General features: G+C 51.9%; 16 protein-coding genes. 5 read left to right on the top strand and 11 right to left on the bottom strand.

Going from position 1 to position 16,532, the window contains the following annotated elements:
- Nucleotides 1-176: 176 nt before the first annotated feature.
- Together ACO77H_RS04940 and ACO77H_RS04935 are read left to right on the top strand one after the other, a co-directional pair.
- Nucleotides 177-1,217, top strand: a complete 1,041-nt coding sequence (locus ACO77H_RS04940) for a DUF262 domain-containing protein (protein ID WP_186626014.1) — start codon at nucleotides 177-179, stop codon at nucleotides 1,215-1,217.
- Complete coding sequence (locus ACO77H_RS04935; protein ID WP_186626015.1) at nucleotides 1,210-1,863, top strand: MAE_28990/MAE_18760 family HEPN-like nuclease; 654 nt, start codon at nucleotides 1,210-1,212, stop codon at nucleotides 1,861-1,863. The genes ACO77H_RS04940 and ACO77H_RS04935 overlap by 8 nt, the downstream gene beginning before the upstream one ends.
- 362 nt (nucleotides 1,864-2,225) lie before the next feature.
- Here ACO77H_RS04935 and ACO77H_RS04930 read toward each other — a convergent pair whose 3' ends face one another.
- The gene (locus tag ACO77H_RS04930) at nucleotides 2,226-2,927 is read right to left on the bottom strand and encodes a hypothetical protein (protein WP_432755092.1); all 702 of its coding nucleotides are present in this window, start codon (nucleotides 2,925-2,927) and stop codon (nucleotides 2,226-2,228) included.
- Between the two features lie 876 nt (nucleotides 2,928-3,803).
- Here ACO77H_RS04930 and ACO77H_RS04925 point away from each other — a divergent pair.
- From ACO77H_RS04925 to ACO77H_RS04915, 3 genes are all read left to right on the top strand, one after another.
- Nucleotides 3,804-4,394, top strand: a complete 591-nt coding sequence (locus tag ACO77H_RS04925) for a hypothetical protein (protein ID WP_432755091.1) — start codon at nucleotides 3,804-3,806, stop codon at nucleotides 4,392-4,394.
- A 212-nt stretch (nucleotides 4,395-4,606) separates the two neighbouring features.
- Nucleotides 4,607-4,936 (top strand): hypothetical protein, encoded by a 330-nt coding sequence (locus ACO77H_RS04920; protein ID WP_169956296.1) that lies wholly within the window; start codon nucleotides 4,607-4,609, stop codon nucleotides 4,934-4,936.
- A gap of 34 nt (nucleotides 4,937-4,970) precedes the next feature.
- The gene (locus ACO77H_RS04915) at nucleotides 4,971-5,342 is read left to right on the top strand and encodes a PH domain-containing protein (RefSeq protein ID WP_172314404.1); all 372 of its coding nucleotides are present in this window, start codon (nucleotides 4,971-4,973) and stop codon (nucleotides 5,340-5,342) included.
- Nucleotides 5,343-5,582: 240 nt separating this feature from the next.
- Here ACO77H_RS04915 and ribD read toward each other — a convergent pair whose 3' ends face one another.
- The 10 genes from ribD to ACO77H_RS04865 form a co-directional block, all read right to left on the bottom strand.
- Nucleotides 5,583-6,749: a bifunctional diaminohydroxyphosphoribosylaminopyrimidine deaminase/5-amino-6-(5-phosphoribosylamino)uracil reductase RibD gene (ribD, locus tag ACO77H_RS04910; RefSeq protein ID WP_432755090.1), complete on the bottom strand. Its 1,167-nt coding sequence runs from the start codon at nucleotides 6,747-6,749 to the stop codon at nucleotides 5,583-5,585.
- Nucleotides 6,730-8,622: an aminotransferase class I/II-fold pyridoxal phosphate-dependent enzyme gene (locus ACO77H_RS04905; protein WP_432755089.1), complete on the bottom strand. Its 1,893-nt coding sequence runs from the start codon at nucleotides 8,620-8,622 to the stop codon at nucleotides 6,730-6,732. Before ACO77H_RS04905 ends, ribD begins: the two co-directional genes overlap by 20 nt.
- A 99-nt stretch (nucleotides 8,623-8,721) precedes the next feature.
- Nucleotides 8,722-9,378, bottom strand: coding sequence for a LicD family protein (locus tag ACO77H_RS04900; RefSeq protein ID WP_432755088.1), 657 nt, complete (start codon nucleotides 9,376-9,378; stop codon nucleotides 8,722-8,724).
- Complete coding sequence (locus ACO77H_RS04895) at nucleotides 9,375-10,322, bottom strand: methyltransferase (protein WP_432755087.1); 948 nt, start codon at nucleotides 10,320-10,322, stop codon at nucleotides 9,375-9,377. The genes ACO77H_RS04900 and ACO77H_RS04895 overlap by 4 nt, the downstream gene beginning before the upstream one ends.
- 21 nt (nucleotides 10,323-10,343) lie before the next feature.
- Nucleotides 10,344-10,892: an NAD(P)H-dependent oxidoreductase gene (locus tag ACO77H_RS04890; RefSeq protein WP_169956284.1), complete on the bottom strand. Its 549-nt coding sequence runs from the start codon at nucleotides 10,890-10,892 to the stop codon at nucleotides 10,344-10,346.
- A gap of 21 nt (nucleotides 10,893-10,913) precedes the next feature.
- Nucleotides 10,914-12,257, bottom strand: a complete 1,344-nt coding sequence (locus ACO77H_RS04885; protein WP_169956282.1) for an MATE family efflux transporter — start codon at nucleotides 12,255-12,257, stop codon at nucleotides 10,914-10,916.
- A gap of 35 nt (nucleotides 12,258-12,292) precedes the next feature.
- Entirely contained in the window at nucleotides 12,293-13,297 is a 1,005-nt protein-coding gene (locus ACO77H_RS04880; protein WP_432755086.1) for a formylglycine-generating enzyme family protein, read from the bottom strand.
- Nucleotides 13,298-13,326: 29 nt separating this feature from the next.
- Nucleotides 13,327-15,009 carry a WD40 repeat domain-containing protein gene (locus tag ACO77H_RS04875; protein WP_432755085.1) on the bottom strand — a complete coding sequence of 561 codons (1,683 nt, stop codon included), beginning with the start codon at nucleotides 15,007-15,009 and terminating at the stop codon, nucleotides 13,327-13,329.
- A complete protein-coding gene (gene ribA, locus ACO77H_RS04870) occupies nucleotides 15,006-15,626 on the bottom strand; it encodes a GTP cyclohydrolase II RibA (protein ID WP_172314390.1) in 621 nt (206 codons plus the stop codon). The genes ACO77H_RS04875 and ribA overlap by 4 nt, the downstream gene beginning before the upstream one ends.
- 180 nt (nucleotides 15,627-15,806) lie before the next feature.
- The gene (locus tag ACO77H_RS04865) at nucleotides 15,807-16,409 is read right to left on the bottom strand and encodes an acyl-homoserine-lactone synthase (protein ID WP_169956275.1); all 603 of its coding nucleotides are present in this window, start codon (nucleotides 16,407-16,409) and stop codon (nucleotides 15,807-15,809) included.
- Nucleotides 16,410-16,532: the final 123 nt, after the last annotated feature.

Here is a 16,532-nt window from a genome sequence, read left to right as displayed (position 1 = left end):
GCATCACATGCGTCGCGCCAATTTTGTATCAGCAGCTATCATCTATTGCTGGGATTTTCCAGAATGTCACCTTGACACCAGCATTGCCAAACGATGAAAGTACCCAGCACGCGCGTGCGCTATCTCTGAATTGTCGCAGAAAGCAGACCATTCCTACGTAGTCCCCAGGTAATAACATGACCGACCATCTAGAGCAGCTCGAGAAAGAAAGGCGAAAAGTTGACTTTGATACGTTTGATATCTCTGTAAAAGAGCTCGCCTCAATGGCTGAGCAAGACATTATAAACATTGCTCCGGCCTATCAGCGCCAATTTCGTTGGCCTGCAGCGAATCAATCTAAACTGATTGAGTCTGTATTTCTCGGAATTCCAGTCCCAAGTCTATTCATGGCAGCCAACAAAGATGGTACTTGGGAGCTAATTGATGGTGTGCAACGACTTAGCACCCTTATACATTTCTCAGGCACCGACGAACAACTTGAAAAGTTTGGATTCCCCAGCGGCCTGCGCTTACAGGGACTCGAAGTGCTCTCAAAGTTCAATGGCCTTCGATTCAACGACCTCCCTCAAACTCTGCGATTAAAGTTTTCGCTTCGCCCTCTAAAAGTTACCACGCTCAGTGATAAAAGCGACCTAAAAGTAAGATTTGATCTTTTTGAACGCCTGAATACAGGAGGAATAAAATTAACTGATCAAGAGATCAGAACATGCGTCTTCAGAGGCCAGTTTAATGACTTTCTTAGCGAGCTTTCCGAAAACGAAGATTTCCGAACCGTTGTCAACGTTCCTACCTCAAAAGAAAATGACGGAACTTATGGAGAGCTGGCACTGCGATTCTTTGCATATTTTCATAATAAGGAAAATTTTGACCATAGCGTGGTCGGCTTCCTAAATGACTACATGTCAGAATCATCAAAAAACTTTAATTACAAAAAGAATCGCAAGCTGTTCGAGAAGACCTTCAGTGAGCTTTCAAAGCTTTTACCCGAAGGCATTAGGCGCGGAAACAGAAAGCTCACCCCTGTGAATCTTTACGAAGCTGTGGCAGTCGGAGCAGCGCAGGCAATCGACGAAGGCAAGGACATCTCACAAAGCGACCCAAGCACCTTCATGAATGATGATGAACTTACAGCTTTAACTTCCGAGGCCAGCAACTCTAGAGTTAGGGTACTTAAACGAGTTCAATACTGCTACGAGAGATTCAGCGACGATGTTTGAGGCTACGCGCAATGGTGCGACGGACCGACTTAGCCAAGCCTTTGCGCTAATCAATACTATCAAAATGATCGAAGACAAGAGCGAAGTGGCGGAAGCGGTAAAAACGCAAAAAGGATTAGTCTTCATATTGCTATATGCTGCATTAGAATATACCGCAACCTCAATTGTTTCTGAATTTCTTACTCACCTCAAAACAGAAGTCGTTAAAAACCATGAACTAAAGATATTTTATTTAGCAGTAACATTGGACGCAAATTTTAAATCTTTAATTGCATGTAGCGACAAAACCTTTTGGAGCAAAAAAACGTCCATCATTGAAGCCTTTCATTCACAAGATGCTGCCAAAATTGATGATTCGATTTTTCCTGCCACAGGAACCAATATAGCTTTCGATCAATTAGAGCATATTTGGAAAATTTTCCACCTAGCCGGTTCCCCGCTCCCTGCCGGAGTAGCAGTTTTTCACCTCAGCGAGTTACGAGAACATCGCAACGCCATAGCTCATGGGCGGGAAACCGCTGCAAGTGTTGGAAGGCGATTTTCCTCCGAGACTCTTACGGCGCGCTACAACTTAATAGCACTACTTTGCGAGCACATAATCTCAACATTTGAAGATATCACACACACGAAAGCATATTTAAAATAGTGCAACATACCTTGCAGCCCTCAAAACGTCCCAGTCACGCTTGCTGCGTTCTATGAGGGCCAGTTATGGGGACAAAGCGAACCAGGAGGGATGTCCGCTTTTGGCCGGTTGTTGCCTGTTGCTACGGGCTGCAACCGACCCGAAGCTGACAGCAGGTGATGGGATGTTCGGGGATTTCAAATCCACCTATGCCGGTTCGATTCCAACGTCGGCTTCCACTCTTAAAACCCCGTAGTTCAATGATCTAAGGGATTTTTATGTCCGCAAAAAAGTAAAGTGTCCCGCATCTTTTTGGATGTGTTCCGCAATTGGGTTGTAAATTGGTGCTGACTACGACTATCTCCATTGCCGTGGCTGGCGGCTCAATCTCCTTTTTTACTCGACCTCATCTCTTCGTACATCTTTGTAAGATTAATCGCATCAGTAACTATTTCATCATCGGGTGTGCCAATCTTGCCATCACTTCCAGGAAACGTTATGCGATATTTTTCTACAGCGTCAGTAGAACTTTCGATTAGAATTTCTGATCGGCCTATCAGATCAAAATATTTCGTTATGTATGGGGACTTGCTCTCAAGTTCTTCAATGCTCTTCGGTAGGTGCTTTTCTTTTATAAGGAAATGTTCGACGGCGACTTGAATAGCGGCTTCACCTTTGTAGATTTGCATCCTGCTGTTGGAACCTAGAGCGTAGCCTAAGCCACCAGCTACTAAGATAGAGATAAACACTAAATGAATTACTGGCTGTACCGAGATGGCTCCTATAATTGTTTTGCTTGAAAGTCTTTTACCGCTTTGTTGTTGGGAGGCGATCCAGTCCAAGAATATGACTTTCTCTAAGATGGTGTCATATGCAAGTAAGACAAGGACAGCTAGAACCGCGATCCAAAGTTGTGCTGTCATTTCGATGATGTCGCTGCTGCTGAGCTTGAAAGCAGTAACTATTGCTCCAACGGCCGCGATATATGTCAAGTCGAGTTTTTGAAAGGCTCTCACGCTTTCTCTTATGGTAAGCAAAGCGTCGCTGTCGAAATGATCTTGTTGGGGTGCCACCTGTTTAGTCATGATAAATCGCTGTGTTTGGCTGATTTTGTTATTTCATTATCTCTACCATTCATAGGTTATTGAAATCATTTTTTTGGCTTTACGATCTCGGAGACTGAAGCGCCCCTGATTTTGTAGAGCATTGAATGACTGCTTCTGGCCGGTAGCGGCCCTTCTAAGCGAAAGCCCCTAGCTTAACAACACCCGCCTTAATCATCACAAACCGCTCCTCCCAGAGCATTCATTGATGTAACACCTATTTGCCATGTAACACGGATATCGGCAAACCAGTCACAGCTGTGTAACGCCAATAAAATCATTTAAAATCATATACTTATCTACTTATGTAACACGCGTAACACCCGTAACACGGTTTTATTAGGGTATCCCCTAGCCCCATTAGTATTGCTCCTTCAGCGAAGCGAAGTGAGTGATGCTCTTGGCTTTGATTCGATAGTGGGGACCCTGAAGCATTCTTGAGGGTACGGGGTAGGAAACCCGCGGGATCGTATTAGCGGAAAGGCACCCAGCTTAGTGAACAGGTGAACCTGGTGAACTCCTGTTCACTTGTGCATATGCCCTACCCTTTCGGCCATCTGCGAGCACCGTTACCAATACGGTAACGATGCCCTTTTTTCTTCAAGAACCTTTCAATTTCAACATTGAAATTTCAGTAAGCTGGTGTGGTTGCCGCTACCACGATCCTGCGGGTTTCTGACCCCGTATCATCTTCAAAGCCACAGGGTCCCCGGCGATGTTCCCAAGGCCAGAGGCTCATTTTCTTCCTCTTTCATTCGAATCAAGTACCAAAACGATCGGCCGATACGCTCCTGCTAATCATGCTTTACAGGTATCAGGTGGATAAGCATTAGCTACCATCCAAAAAGGGAGAGATCGATGGGCAGCATCAAAGAAATGACTGAAACCCTAACCGAAGGTGTCAGCCTTGCAAGATCAATTGCCCAAAAAGCGGCTACTCGCGCTTGGACCAGGGTTCTGCTGATGGCACTGGTTGGATCGCTTCTTATGGGGTCTTACTGTGCCTACCTCACCTTTTCAGTAGTTGACTACAGGAAAAAAGCAGACGATTTCTTTAGTGAATACCAACTGCTACATAAGGAAAACCTCGACAAGCGTGTCCTGGACTACATCGAGATATGCATTGATGCTCAAAAAAGCGGTGACCCCAACAGGGATTACTACTGCAATGATGCAGTCACTTTCTATAAGGACGCTTTGCAGGACGCTCCCTTCGGCAGAGTTGAAGAGAACATTAGACGTTCTGCCTACGGAGCAATGAAGGTCGAAATGGCAGAGAGGCTTCGTATGACCGCCATAGAACGAACGAAAAGGAACACGCCAAAATTGGAAGGCACGTCTGAATTCTTATTGAGTATCAAGGGTGTTTTTCTTGCTTGCTCACTGATTTCTATCGCCATGTTTAGTACCGCTTTCGTCACGTATAAGCTTGCGCGCTCAAAGCAGTAGGGTATCTTGATGGCAAGGGCAGGACGCATCAGCCTGTATCCCTCCTTGTATCCCTGAATGTATAATCACCCCACAAGCCTTGATTTATATGGATCCCTACAGTCTCCCTCGGGCACCATCTTAAAAAAAGACCTTGAAATTCAAGGTCTTTTTTTTCGCCTGTAGAAAAGTGATCATCTCCCCCCGCACCAGACAGTAGAGGCCCCAGGACCATGGAATTGACACTCGAAGCCGTTGCTCTGTTCGCCCTCAAGCTGGTGCATGAGACGGAAGATGGCAGCCCGATCCTGCGCGACGATCTGGTGATGGATGGGTATGAGCGGGAGGTGTTTGGGTTGTTGGTGCGCAGTGGCGACCTGGCAACTATCCAACGCAAGTTGGATGAATGCATGAAGTTGGCCCTGGAGACGTTGGGGGGTGCCAACACGGTAATGGGCCGTGAGCTGCAAAAGCTGGCGGCCCAAGTCCGGCAAGCCTCGACGCTGGAGGAACTAAAGCCCCCACTCGCCGCACTTAAGGACTACCTCAAGGCCATCTTGTAACGCACCCTCCCTGCCCCACCACAAGGACCGCCCAATGATCGACTTCAACAACAAAGGCTTCTTCAAGCTCAAGCAAAACAATGAATACGCCGAACGCGTTGCATCCCTGCTGCTCGATGACGAACACGTGGTCGATGCCTACAAAGCCATGCGCGACGGTGTGGTGTTTACCACCAAGCGCATCATCGCTGTGAACGTGCAAGGCATCACCGGCAGCAAGAAGGACTTCACTTCCCTGCCGTACAAAAACATTGTCGCGTACTCGGTAGAAACCTCCGGCACGTTCGACCTGGATTCGGAGTTGGAGATCTACTTCTCGTCATTGGGCAAAGTGAAGTTCGAGTTCACGGGCAAGACCTCGATGGTGGAAATCTCCAGGCTGATTTCCAAGCACCTACTGGGTTGATCGGCCGGTAAAACCAAGGTCTTTTTACCGCAAGCCGTGTGATTCAGCGGCTGTACGCCATCAAATGTGGGAGCTGGCTTGCCGGCACCCTAGAACTACCCGCCTACACCAACTCTCTCACCCAGCGCTCAAGTCCTTCCTCCGTCAACCCTACCGGACACTTGCCCTTGACCGCCAACACCTCGTTCCGTTGCTTCATTCAGGACGGTAAACAGTGCGTGCATGAGGCGTTCTATCACATCAATCCTGATGGCACGCCTTGTTATCCGGATGCAGCACTGCAGAACCCGCCGGCCGCGCAGTCACACAAATATCATCCCCCAACGGTCTTACACTCGTGAATTCAAGCCTCACAGCTTCACCCAGTTTGTCGATCGGCCACTCCAACGCAGGCTTGGCAGTTGAACCCAGGAACTTGGCAGCAATATGGAATATGTACTCATCCACCAGGTTCAAACGCGCGAACGCCGCCACCAGCCGCGAGCCGGCCTCGATCAGTACCTCGTTGGCTCCACGGTTTGCCAAGGTCTTGAGCAATGCTTCAAGCGGCACCTGCCCGTCGACCGCGTCAAACATCAGTAACTCCTGGCCCTCGCCCGGATCGGTCAGCGAGGTCGAAGTGGTCGCCACCAACGTCGGGCCGGCGGTGAAAAAGGCAGCGTTCGGGGGCACTCGTCTTTGGCTGTCAATCAGCACACGCAGGGGCGGTCGCTCCATGGCCAGGCAGGCCTGGGACTCCTCCAACTGCAACTCGGCCTTACGTATCGTCAACCGCGCCTGATCCCGCAGCACCGTGTCCGCACCGGTGATGACGGCACTCGACTGCGCCCGCAGGCGCTGGGTTTCTGCCCGCGCCAGCGGCCCGGTAATCCATTGGCTTTCACCGCTGTGCATGGCGGTTCGGCCATCCAGGCTGATGCCCATTTTCACCCGCACCAGTGGCAGGCCAGTGACCATTCGTTTGATAAACCCTCGATTGAGCTGCCGTGCCTGTTGCTCCAGCAGGCCAAACGCGACACTGATACCCGCAGCACGCAGGCGCCTGACGCCCTGGCCGGCAACCTGCGGATTGGGATCGACCATGGCGATAACCACCTGTTTCACCCCGGCGCTGATCAGTGCATCGGCGCAAGGCGCAGTGGCGCCAAAATGACAACAGGGCTCCAGCGTCACATAAGCCGTTGCGCCGGCAGCGGCGGCGCCTGCCTGGCGCAGGGCGTGCACTTCAGCATGGGCGTGCCCTGCCCGGACATGCCAGCCCTCGCCGACAATGCGCCCGTAATTGACGATGACGCACCCGACGCGTGGGTTGGGGCTGGTGGAATACAGTCCCAACTGCGCCAGCTCGATTGCCCTTTGCATGCACTCAATCGGGTTCATAGGGTCATCACTCGCTGAGCGCTGCATCTTGACTGAGGGCTGGGCGGGTCAGTTTGACGCCAGTTCGAACGCACAGTGTGTAGTCGTCCAGAAGCAATACGTGTTTTAACGCGTCAATAAGCCTGTCGTTCTGCTCACGATTCCTGGAGGAAATGCGCAAGTATCGATCGGCGTCATCCATGACTTTTCCGCTGCATTCCTTAATGAAGATGCTGAAGTCATCAACCAGCAACGCAGCCAGTTCCGGGGCCGACGGGTAGCCGGGTTTCAAGCGGCACAACACAAAGTTGCTGGCCGTAGCGAATACCTCAAGGGCCTCGATTTCACGTAGCTGCGCAACCAGATCATCCGTCTCGCTGCGCACCTGGGCGCAACTGGCCGCATATTCTTTACGGTATTGCGGAAGGTTGAGCATGAACTCCTCGGCAAATCCGTTGATGTTCCAGATCGGCAGTTCCTTACGCAAAGCGTCCAACCAGTCCTGGTCCGCACTGGCCGCGTACCCCAGCCTCAGGCCGCCAATACCGAAGGTTTTGCTCATGCTTCTTAGTACGATGATTCTTGGCAAAACCAAGAGGTCGTGGAGCAACGATTGATCCCGTGCATCGCCGGAAAAATCAAGAAATGACTCGTCCACTATCAGATAGGGCGCCTGATCCCGGGTACGCCTGTAGAGTTCCAGGATCGTATCCTTGGGAATAAGCCCGCCCGTGGGATTGTTCGGCGTCACCAACACAATCGCACTCGGCTTTTGTTGCTCAATGACGCGCAGCGTGTGCTCGATATCCAGCGCAAACTGATTTTGCGCAGTCAACCTGATCGTCGTAACACGCTCCACGGGGAAGGCATTGGCAAATTCATTGAACGAAGGTTCGAACACCAGCAAATTGCCGGCAAAGAGCCTGGGCATCAGACGAATGATTTCCGAGACACCGTTGGCAATCACCAGGTTTTCGGTAGGCACCCCCAGGAAGTCCGACAATAGCGGCAGGCTCGCACCCGCCGAGGCAGGATAGTTGAGGGCGATGTCAGCGAAGCGGTCAACCATCAGCTTCTTCAGCCCCGCAGGCGGGAAGTGCAGGTTGTAGATGAGGGCGTGGTCGGTCACAGGGAAGCGCCAATACCCCCCATGCTGGCTGGAAAGCAACGCATGCTTATGCTCGGAAAACTGATAAGACGCGATACGCAGGTCATATAAGTTATCTATTTCAATCCAGGTGCCCGGATCGACTTCAATTGCCTTGAACCCCATACCTTGCGTACACGCAGTTTTGAAAGTCACTTCGTAATAGTCATTCAACCGGTTGTTCCTGACGTTCCGTTCAAGTTCTCCGATCAAATAATTTTTGCAGAATTGGGCGGACAAGTAATAGATATTGGCCGTTTTGAGTGGCCTATCGGCGGTCAGATGATCATCAGCTTTGCTGCTACCAAACTGTCGGATAAGTCCATGGGCATCCACCTCGGCAAAGGTGCCTTCCATCAGTGGGGTAAGTGGTGAGACAACTGCCAGGCATTCGCGACCGCTTTGTGCGTCCAAAGCCGTAATTACCGAGGCGCGAAAGAAAATATCGCCCTCCAGCAACGTGACCCCCTCCTCGCCTTCCAGTTCATGGGAGGCCAGATACAACGAATACAAATTATTGGTAGTGGCCCACTCTGCGTTTTCGATAAATCGCACGGTCACCGGCAACTCCAGCGCCGCGACAAAGGCCCGTATCTTCAGCCCCTTGTAGCCGATCACCACTACAACCTCCTGGTAACCCGCCTCGACGAGAATATTCAGTGCATTAGCCAGGATACTAAGGCCATTGACCTCAGTCAGTGGCTTGGGAGTAGAGTCAGAGGCTCGTCCAAGACGAGACCCCATGCCTGCGGCAAGGACAATAGCTTTTTTCATCACAGTTCACCTGTTGCAGAGCAAAAGCGAAGTAGCGAAACCTGTTGATTACCTAAAGGCGCCTTGTAACGCTGGACTATCAACAGGGACGGCCTGGGTTCAGGCTCGGGTTTTTACCGCACACCGAAAGTCACTCAGGGTCACTTTCTCGGTATCCAGATCAACTTCATACCGATGGTCAAACCCCTTGGCTGCATGGCTACTCCATTCGTTACCGTACGCACGCTCCAGATAGCGCCTGGAGGCCAATGCGTCAGGAGCCGGTAAATCGAGATGCCCAAAACGCATAGCGCCTCGGGAATGCCAATCCTCCACTGTCAGATACTCGCGGGGCCAATTAGCCAATGCCAGGTGACTGGTATAGCGAAGATACCCGTCCTGTTCGGACAACGGAAAGATGTCCACAGAGGGATATAAGTAATCGCGATTGTTCTCTTCCGGCATGGAAATGCCCGCTGTCGAGAACACCTTATAACCGCCCCATAGTTCCCAAGGCTGTTGACTGAGGCGATAACCCCGTTCGGCAAATTGCTGTTCCAAAGAAAAAAACTTTTCGATATCGGCCTCGAGAATATAGAGATCAGCATCGTCGTCCCAAGGAATCAAACCGGTATGACGTACGCCCCCCAGCAAAGTACCCGCTGCCAGGCAATACTCGAGCCCATTGGCGGCAAAAATGTCATTAATCACTTCAAGTCCATCGTAGAGCTGATCGACAAACACCTGGGGGGTCTTTCCAAGTTTTTCTTGACTCATATCCCTTTCCTTTTGGCAGACAACGCGCGAGTGAAGACCGTAGTGGCTTGCTCTGAAACTATCTCGAAGCCCAACTCATCCAGAAGTTTCGCAAGTTGATCCCGGCCATAGACTCTCGCCCCACAATTAACCAGCATATCCAACGACATCAATGCGCCTACTTTCGTATCGGTATCGAACTCATTGATTACCAGCACACCGTTGTGTACCAGGCCATGACAGATATTCGCCAGAATCTGCTTCGCCTCGGTTTCGTCAAAGCCCATCAACAGTCGCGAAATAACAATACAATCGGCCTCTATCGGCAACTTCCCGAGCACGATGTCATGGGGTAGGAAGTTCACATCAAACTGTTTATAAGCACTCAGGTTCCCCTTGGCTATGTCCAGGGTTCTCGCAAAATCCACCAGCGTGTACTTAAGATCAGTCGCCGTTCCCAACACCTGTTCAATCAACAATCCCGGTCCGCTCCCCACATCCACGATATGCCGAGGGGCATGGGCTAGCAGCACTTGGGCCAAACGCACATTCATCTCGCCGACGCCCTGTTGCATGGCCACCGCAAAATTGCTCTGCCGGTCATAGGCAAACGACGTGGCCTGCCCCGGACGGAAGAAGTCCTCCGCCACCGACCAGTTCGACCAATGGTTGGCGTCCAGCAATAGCAAGTTGGCGATCGACCCCGCGGTATCCCGGCGCAACGTGGCCCGAAGATCCTGCGCAACGCGGTAGTGCATGCCTTGTTTGTTCAGGATGTTGAGTTGCACAAGGGTTTCCAGGAGGATCGTTGTAGACACACGATGCAATTCAAGCCGGGCAACGAGTTCATCAATCGTCAGGTCTTCCTGGCAAAGCTCTTCAAAAAGGCCTGCCTGTACCGCGAACATGACAGCACGAGCCGCCCTGAAGTTGAACACCAACTGGTGAAGTTCTTGTGGTTTCATAGTCGATCCAGCCCATAAGGATTACATGCCGTAGCTGATCGCCGCACCAACCCCCAACAGGGCAGCACGAACAACCGAAAGTTGGCGCGCGTACAACTCCAGCATTTGCACGCAGGCGCTGATACGCCGCCCCAGACCAGGATGAAGACTGCTGCTCATATCCGCCCCAAAGTTATGCACTTCACGAATAATCAGGTGATCCGGCATGTAGCAGATTTTTGTATTTTTATAAGTAGTGGCACGTAGATCCAGGACGGGGTAACTCCCCCCCATGCCGCTGGAAATCGAAACAATCAATGCCGGTTTGTGCGCCAGCACCGGGTACTCGCTGGAAACAAAAAACTCCTTGAGTACCGGCGGAGCCATGCCTGAGTGCTCCGGCGCGATAACAATGAAGGCCTCGGCCCTGCTTGCAAGTTCATCACTCTCAGGGCCGATGGGCTGTGTTGCCAAATTCAGGACTGTCGGTGTAAATACTGAATAGTCACGTAAATAATCTTCCAGGATTCTACTAACCCTCGAACTTTGCGAATCCATTCTTGGGCTACCAGCGATAATCAGCACTTCCATAGTCGCTCCCGTCGGTAAATATCAAATAGTTTCCATCGGCCGGTGCTGCGTTTTCGGCATGGGCAGGGAGCGCCGGGCGCCTCTAGCCACCCAGACAGCCAGCACGCCTCCCAGCAGATTCAACGCCAACAACATCAGCAGGGCCAGATTGAAATCGTTAAACAGATAACCCACCCAATAACAGCCTGTGTGAAGCAACAGGACATACACCGCATCAATCGCCATGGCGGTCCTGGCTCTTTCAATCGCTGGCAACCCATGAACGGCCAGGTACAGCATGCCTCTGCCGAATACCGTGATCGGGATGATCATCAAGTACGTCACTACAAAGGGCAGTGCATCTTCATATCCACCCAACATGAAACGCGCCACCGGCAGGGCAAATACAATGAACGGCAATGCCACGACGGTTTGCCACACCAGGACCAGTCCATAGCCGGACTTGAAAATCATCCCTACCTGGCCCTGCTGCTGTTGAACGAATGCCTTGCTCAGCAGCACGGTGGTGACCGCTGACAGACCCCACACGGGAATCATGATCAAGGGTTGCAGTTTTGAAATAACCCCCATGGTTGCAACTTCCGCGTCTCCCAGTTTAGAGATCAGATAAGTGGCCACGATTCCAGAAATGGGCCAGAAGGTTGCGGTGGAACTGGTCACCCAGGCCAATCGGGAGATGTTCGCGGCGGCCTTGATTATCTTGCCCACCCCCAGATTGCGGGGACCGGTGGCACGGGTTTTCCTGACGCCAAAGTAAATGCATACAAGTGCCCCGAAGGCCTGTGCCAGCCAGGCGGCATACACCGAACCGACCAGGCCAAATCCGTCGAAACCACCCACGCCAAACATCAGCAGTGGATCGAGCACAATGTTCATCAGGCAAACCACCGCAACCACGATGGCCTGGGTTTTGAACAATGACAGACCACGCAGGTATGCCGTGGAAATGGCAAACGTGAGGGTAATAATGAAGCCGTACAGCCAAGTCTTTAAATAGCCTTCGCTTTGCTCATAAATGGATTGCGCTGCCCCCATCGCTCCAAGCACTGCCTCAAGGTTCAGGCCTGCGCCCAATAGCACGACCCCATAGACCACGGCACCCATCAGCAGGCCAGGCAGCAACACATCGATAACGGTATTGCCCTCGGCCCTTTCCTGCCCTTTGGACACATGGACACTGATCGCCAGGGCAATGCCCATGGCAATCGTGTTCATCAACCACATGAAAGGGCTGGCCAGGCTTGCTGCCGTCAGAGACTCATGACCAAGGTGAGCGATGAACACCATGTCGATGGCATTCGCGATCATCAGGGCGCTGAACGACAACATGGTGTGCATGGCCTGGCTGTTGATATCTTTGCTCAACCGCCACAAGTCCTGGGCTCCGAACGCGCGCAGTCTCACTCGGCAACCACTCGAAAACCCACGGCATACAACGAGGCATAGGGGGTAATGCTCAACCCGTGCCGCCGGGAAACCCGGCATAGATCGGCAAAACGGCCAAAACAACCGCCCCGGGTGATTCGATAGGTCGGCCGGCTCTCGGAAATCAAGTCGTCCATGACAAAAGGACCATTGGGATACGCGTCGTAATCATTCGATGTGTATTCCTCGACGTTCCCGCCCATGTCCATTAGGCCGAACGGCGATGCGCCCTGTGGGAAAACACCGACCGGCGTCGTGGATAACAGACCAAGCTCGGCGGTATTGGCGTTTTCGGTCCTGGCCTCGTTGCCCCATGGGTACTCAAACCTGCCGGCACCGGCGGCGTATTCCCATTGCGCCTCGTCAGGCAAGCGCACGGTCCTGCCGGTCCTGGCCGAAAGCCAGGCGCAGAACGCATCCGCCGCGCCCGCACTCACCGAGTACACCGGATGGTTGGCGTAGTGCAGAGGAAACGCCCGCAAAGGCCAGGACGTCGGCACCTCAGCGTTGGGGCAATCCCGTAAAAACGCCAGGTACTCCAGGTTGGTCACCGGATACTTCGAAATATTGAAGCCTGCCAGGGACACCGTATGCCGAGGTACTTCCTTGAGAATCCAGTCGCGAATAACCCCCACATCGGCATATTCACGCACGACTGCATCGATTTTCGACTCATCGATACCAATATGTGCCTCGCCCGCAGGAATGGACACCAGATTATTCAGCGCGCCCGCGATGATCCGGGGATCGCCCTTGATCGCCAACTCCGTGCCCAATTGCAAACGCCGGGACAAGTCGGTCGACTCCTCGAAACTGCGCAGTAATGCTGCGGCTTCTGGCGTTTCCCGGAAACGGTTCATCCGCTCCAACGTTTCAAGCAACCCGGTTTGAGGTTGATAGACAACAGGTTGTTCACAGGGATCGAGCGGTGATGTGACCGTACATTTCTCTGCCACAACTACTTTTTCTCGTGCATTCATTGTTATAAGTCCACGCTGAAAATTAAAGGTCAGCCAAGCTCGACGGCGTAAATACGCCCGTCATAGGACGACGCCAGGAAACGCTGTTTTTCGTCGTCCCAGGTGAGAGAGGAAATACCTGCCGCACTGACTTTTCGCACATTGCCCAACCACTCCCGGGCCGTGCAGTCGTAAACATCGACGGTGCCTCCATAACTGCCAGTGGCGATAAAGTTGCCGTCGTCGTTCGACGCGATGCACTTGATGGAGTGAGTGTGACGGCTGGGAATCGCCGCCCTCGGCTCACCCCATAACTTCAGGGTCAGATCCCGGGACACCGTGGCAACACCGCTTGCATAGGAACAGAGGTCATTCAATATGCCCTCATGGGCATGCGTGATCTTGTTGATCACTTCATAAGAGCGGATATCGGTTACGCCGATTTCACCATCGGCGCACCCGGTATAAAGGCAGTTGCCATGCAACGAGATGCCCTTGATCGCGTTTTCATGAATCTTGTGGCAGGACACAAACTCCAAGTGCCGATCGTTAACCTTGAAGATGATGATATCGCCGGAATAACTCCCCACCGCCAGGCGCTGCTCGCCATCCAACTCAAAGTTCACCCCGCAGTTGAGAGGGGCGTGATGGGCATAAACCATACGGTTTTTCAGGACATCAAACACTTGTCCGGTCTGTCCGCCACATACCAGGACCGGTCCGGTCTTCACCACAAAATTGCACAGCGATTGTGGCCCGCCCATATCTTTGCCGTCGGCCTTCAACAGACCCGCATCGCCAATACTGTAGATAACGCCTTCTGCCGCATGCACCGAGTTCAAGCTGGCCGAAGGGACAAAACCCTCAAGGTCCCAATGGTTGCGGGCGATATCCCAAATGGCGAACGTAGAACCAAACGTCGCGAAATAGATTTTGTCGCGTCTTTGAAACTCCGCCGAGCGCGCCCAGATCTCCTTCGGATACTCAGAACGTTTCCACTCCACCAGAGTCTGCCCCTCGATCGACCACAGCACCGCGATCCCGTCATACCCCAGGCTCAGCAGACTATTGTCGAACTTTGACTTCACCAGCTTCTTGACGCTGGAGCGATGCCCCTTATAGGTATTTACAACCGTATTGCCATTGATGACCTGAAGTTCACCGTCATTATTGCCAACGATAAAGACCCCCGCCGAGAGCGTCACCAAGGCGTCCATATCGTGGCCTTCCGTCTCCTTGATCGCCAGGCACTCCCCGGTGGCCGCGTCCCAGGCACGAATGGTCCCATCGGTGCCGCAGGACAAAAGTTGCAGGCTGTCGGCTGTCCAATCGAAGCTCTCTACCAGGCCACTATGCCCTTGCATCTTGCAGATGAAACTTCCATCTTTGTGATGCACCGACAAACTACTGTCGTAAGAGCAACTGGCGATTTTCTCACCATCGGGAGAAAATTTGGCCTGCATGACGTCATCACTGTGGCTGGTCATGACACATTGCAATTTAAACTCAGGCACGCTCCAAAGCCGGGTCGAACCATCACTGCTCGCCGTCACCAACAGGCTGCCGTCAGGGGAAAAATCACAGTAGTTGGCCAAATGGTCATGCCAGCCGCGTTGCAGGGGTTGGCGTGTTTGTGCATTCCACAAAATTATCTGGTTATCGTAGCCTGCCGTTGCAATGTACTGTTGCTCAAACAGTGAGAGACCGCTGATAGGTGCCTGATGCTGAATCATTGAGTACCCCCTGCCTGGGCAGTGAACTGGTGATTGGTTACTTCTATTTTTGCTTTTATATAGCCTTCGTTATGCTTGCCAATATGCATGGCAGTGGACCTGACCTCGATAATTTCGATACCCAGGTTTCTTAGCTGCAACTCTTTCTCCGGGTTATTCGTAAGCAAAATTATTTTCGGGCAACCCAATGCTTGCAGCATCTGTGCAGCATCAAAGTAATCGCGCAAGTCATCGGCAAATCCGAGCATATTGTTGGCTTCATATGTATCCACACCTGAATGCTGCTGCAGTGCATAGGCCTCCAGCTTCTTATACAAACCGATGCCCCGGCCCTCCTGGCGCAGGTAAATCAAATACCCACCTACTTCGTTAATCAGGCGTAGTGACTCTGAAAGTTGGTCGCCACAATCACACTTCATGGAGTGAAAAATATCACCGGTCAAACACTCGGAATGCAATCTGACCAACGGCAACTTCTGACCGTCGGCCATGAACCCGCCCAGGCGAATAGCAATATGCTCAACAGGATCTTTCAAGTCATCGAATGAAATGAAAGTGGCAACCACTTCGCTGTCCAACATGAGTGGTATATCGACTTCCTTAATAATCGTAGCCATTTTATTGTTTCCCTGGACGACAGTTATTCGGCAAGGCAGTTCGCCCTGCAGCTTTTTATAGGAAGAGTACATTTACGAAGACAAACCAATCCGGGCACACCACTTCGAACGACTTGAAGTTTCGTACTCTGGTTAGCGATGCCGACAGATTGCTCTGGCCGCCACCCTGCGGATCGTTAGCTACTGCAACGTAGCGCCACAACAACTTCTGGATACGCCAAACAGCGCACGTTGAGTCACCGCACCCAGATCTATTTCCAGGGCAATGGCCTTTTCCTGGCCAATGACACGTACCGGCCCAAGCCGGGTGATCACCAGGCCAGCCCTGATCAACATTCGCTCTACCGCTACCGTTGTAACCGTCACATAACCCTGGATATGTTGCTCGACACCATAGGCAACGATGGCCTTTACGGCCTCCAGGGTAAAGTCGGAAAACCCCTTGTTACCGGGATATCGAGGGGTTACGGCAAATCGACTGAGTTCCCATACCTGGGAAGAAACAGGCGCTGGTCGCCCTTCAAGCAACTCGGAGAAAGTATCCCTGAGCATGTAGGGGCCTGTAGTAGGTAATAAACGCCAGCACCCTTTGATCTCACTGTCTCCGCCATCCTTGATCAGCATGTAGAGAGGCTCCAGTGCGTCATAACCATCAATTTCCATATCGGCAATGATTGCAACATCCCAGCCCTTACGCTTTTTAAAAACATCTGCGCGCAGCCTATGCATGGCGCACAGTTGCTCACTATCTATTTCATCCCGCCGACCGATTGTGAAATGCACTGGATTCCCTTCCCTACGAACACTTAAACCTCAATCTATCCGCCTTAACAGAATGGTCATACTAGTAGGGTAACCAGTTGCATTGATTTTGGATCCAATGCATGATGGCCGGTTGCCCCTCCT

Source organism: Pseudomonas sp. WMBT8 (assembly GCF_050916005.1).
Taxonomy (GTDB): domain Bacteria; phylum Pseudomonadota; class Gammaproteobacteria; order Pseudomonadales; family Pseudomonadaceae; genus Aquipseudomonas.
The sequence above is the reverse complement of the archived record's forward strand: the minus strand, read 5'-3'. Positions and strand labels throughout refer to the sequence as shown.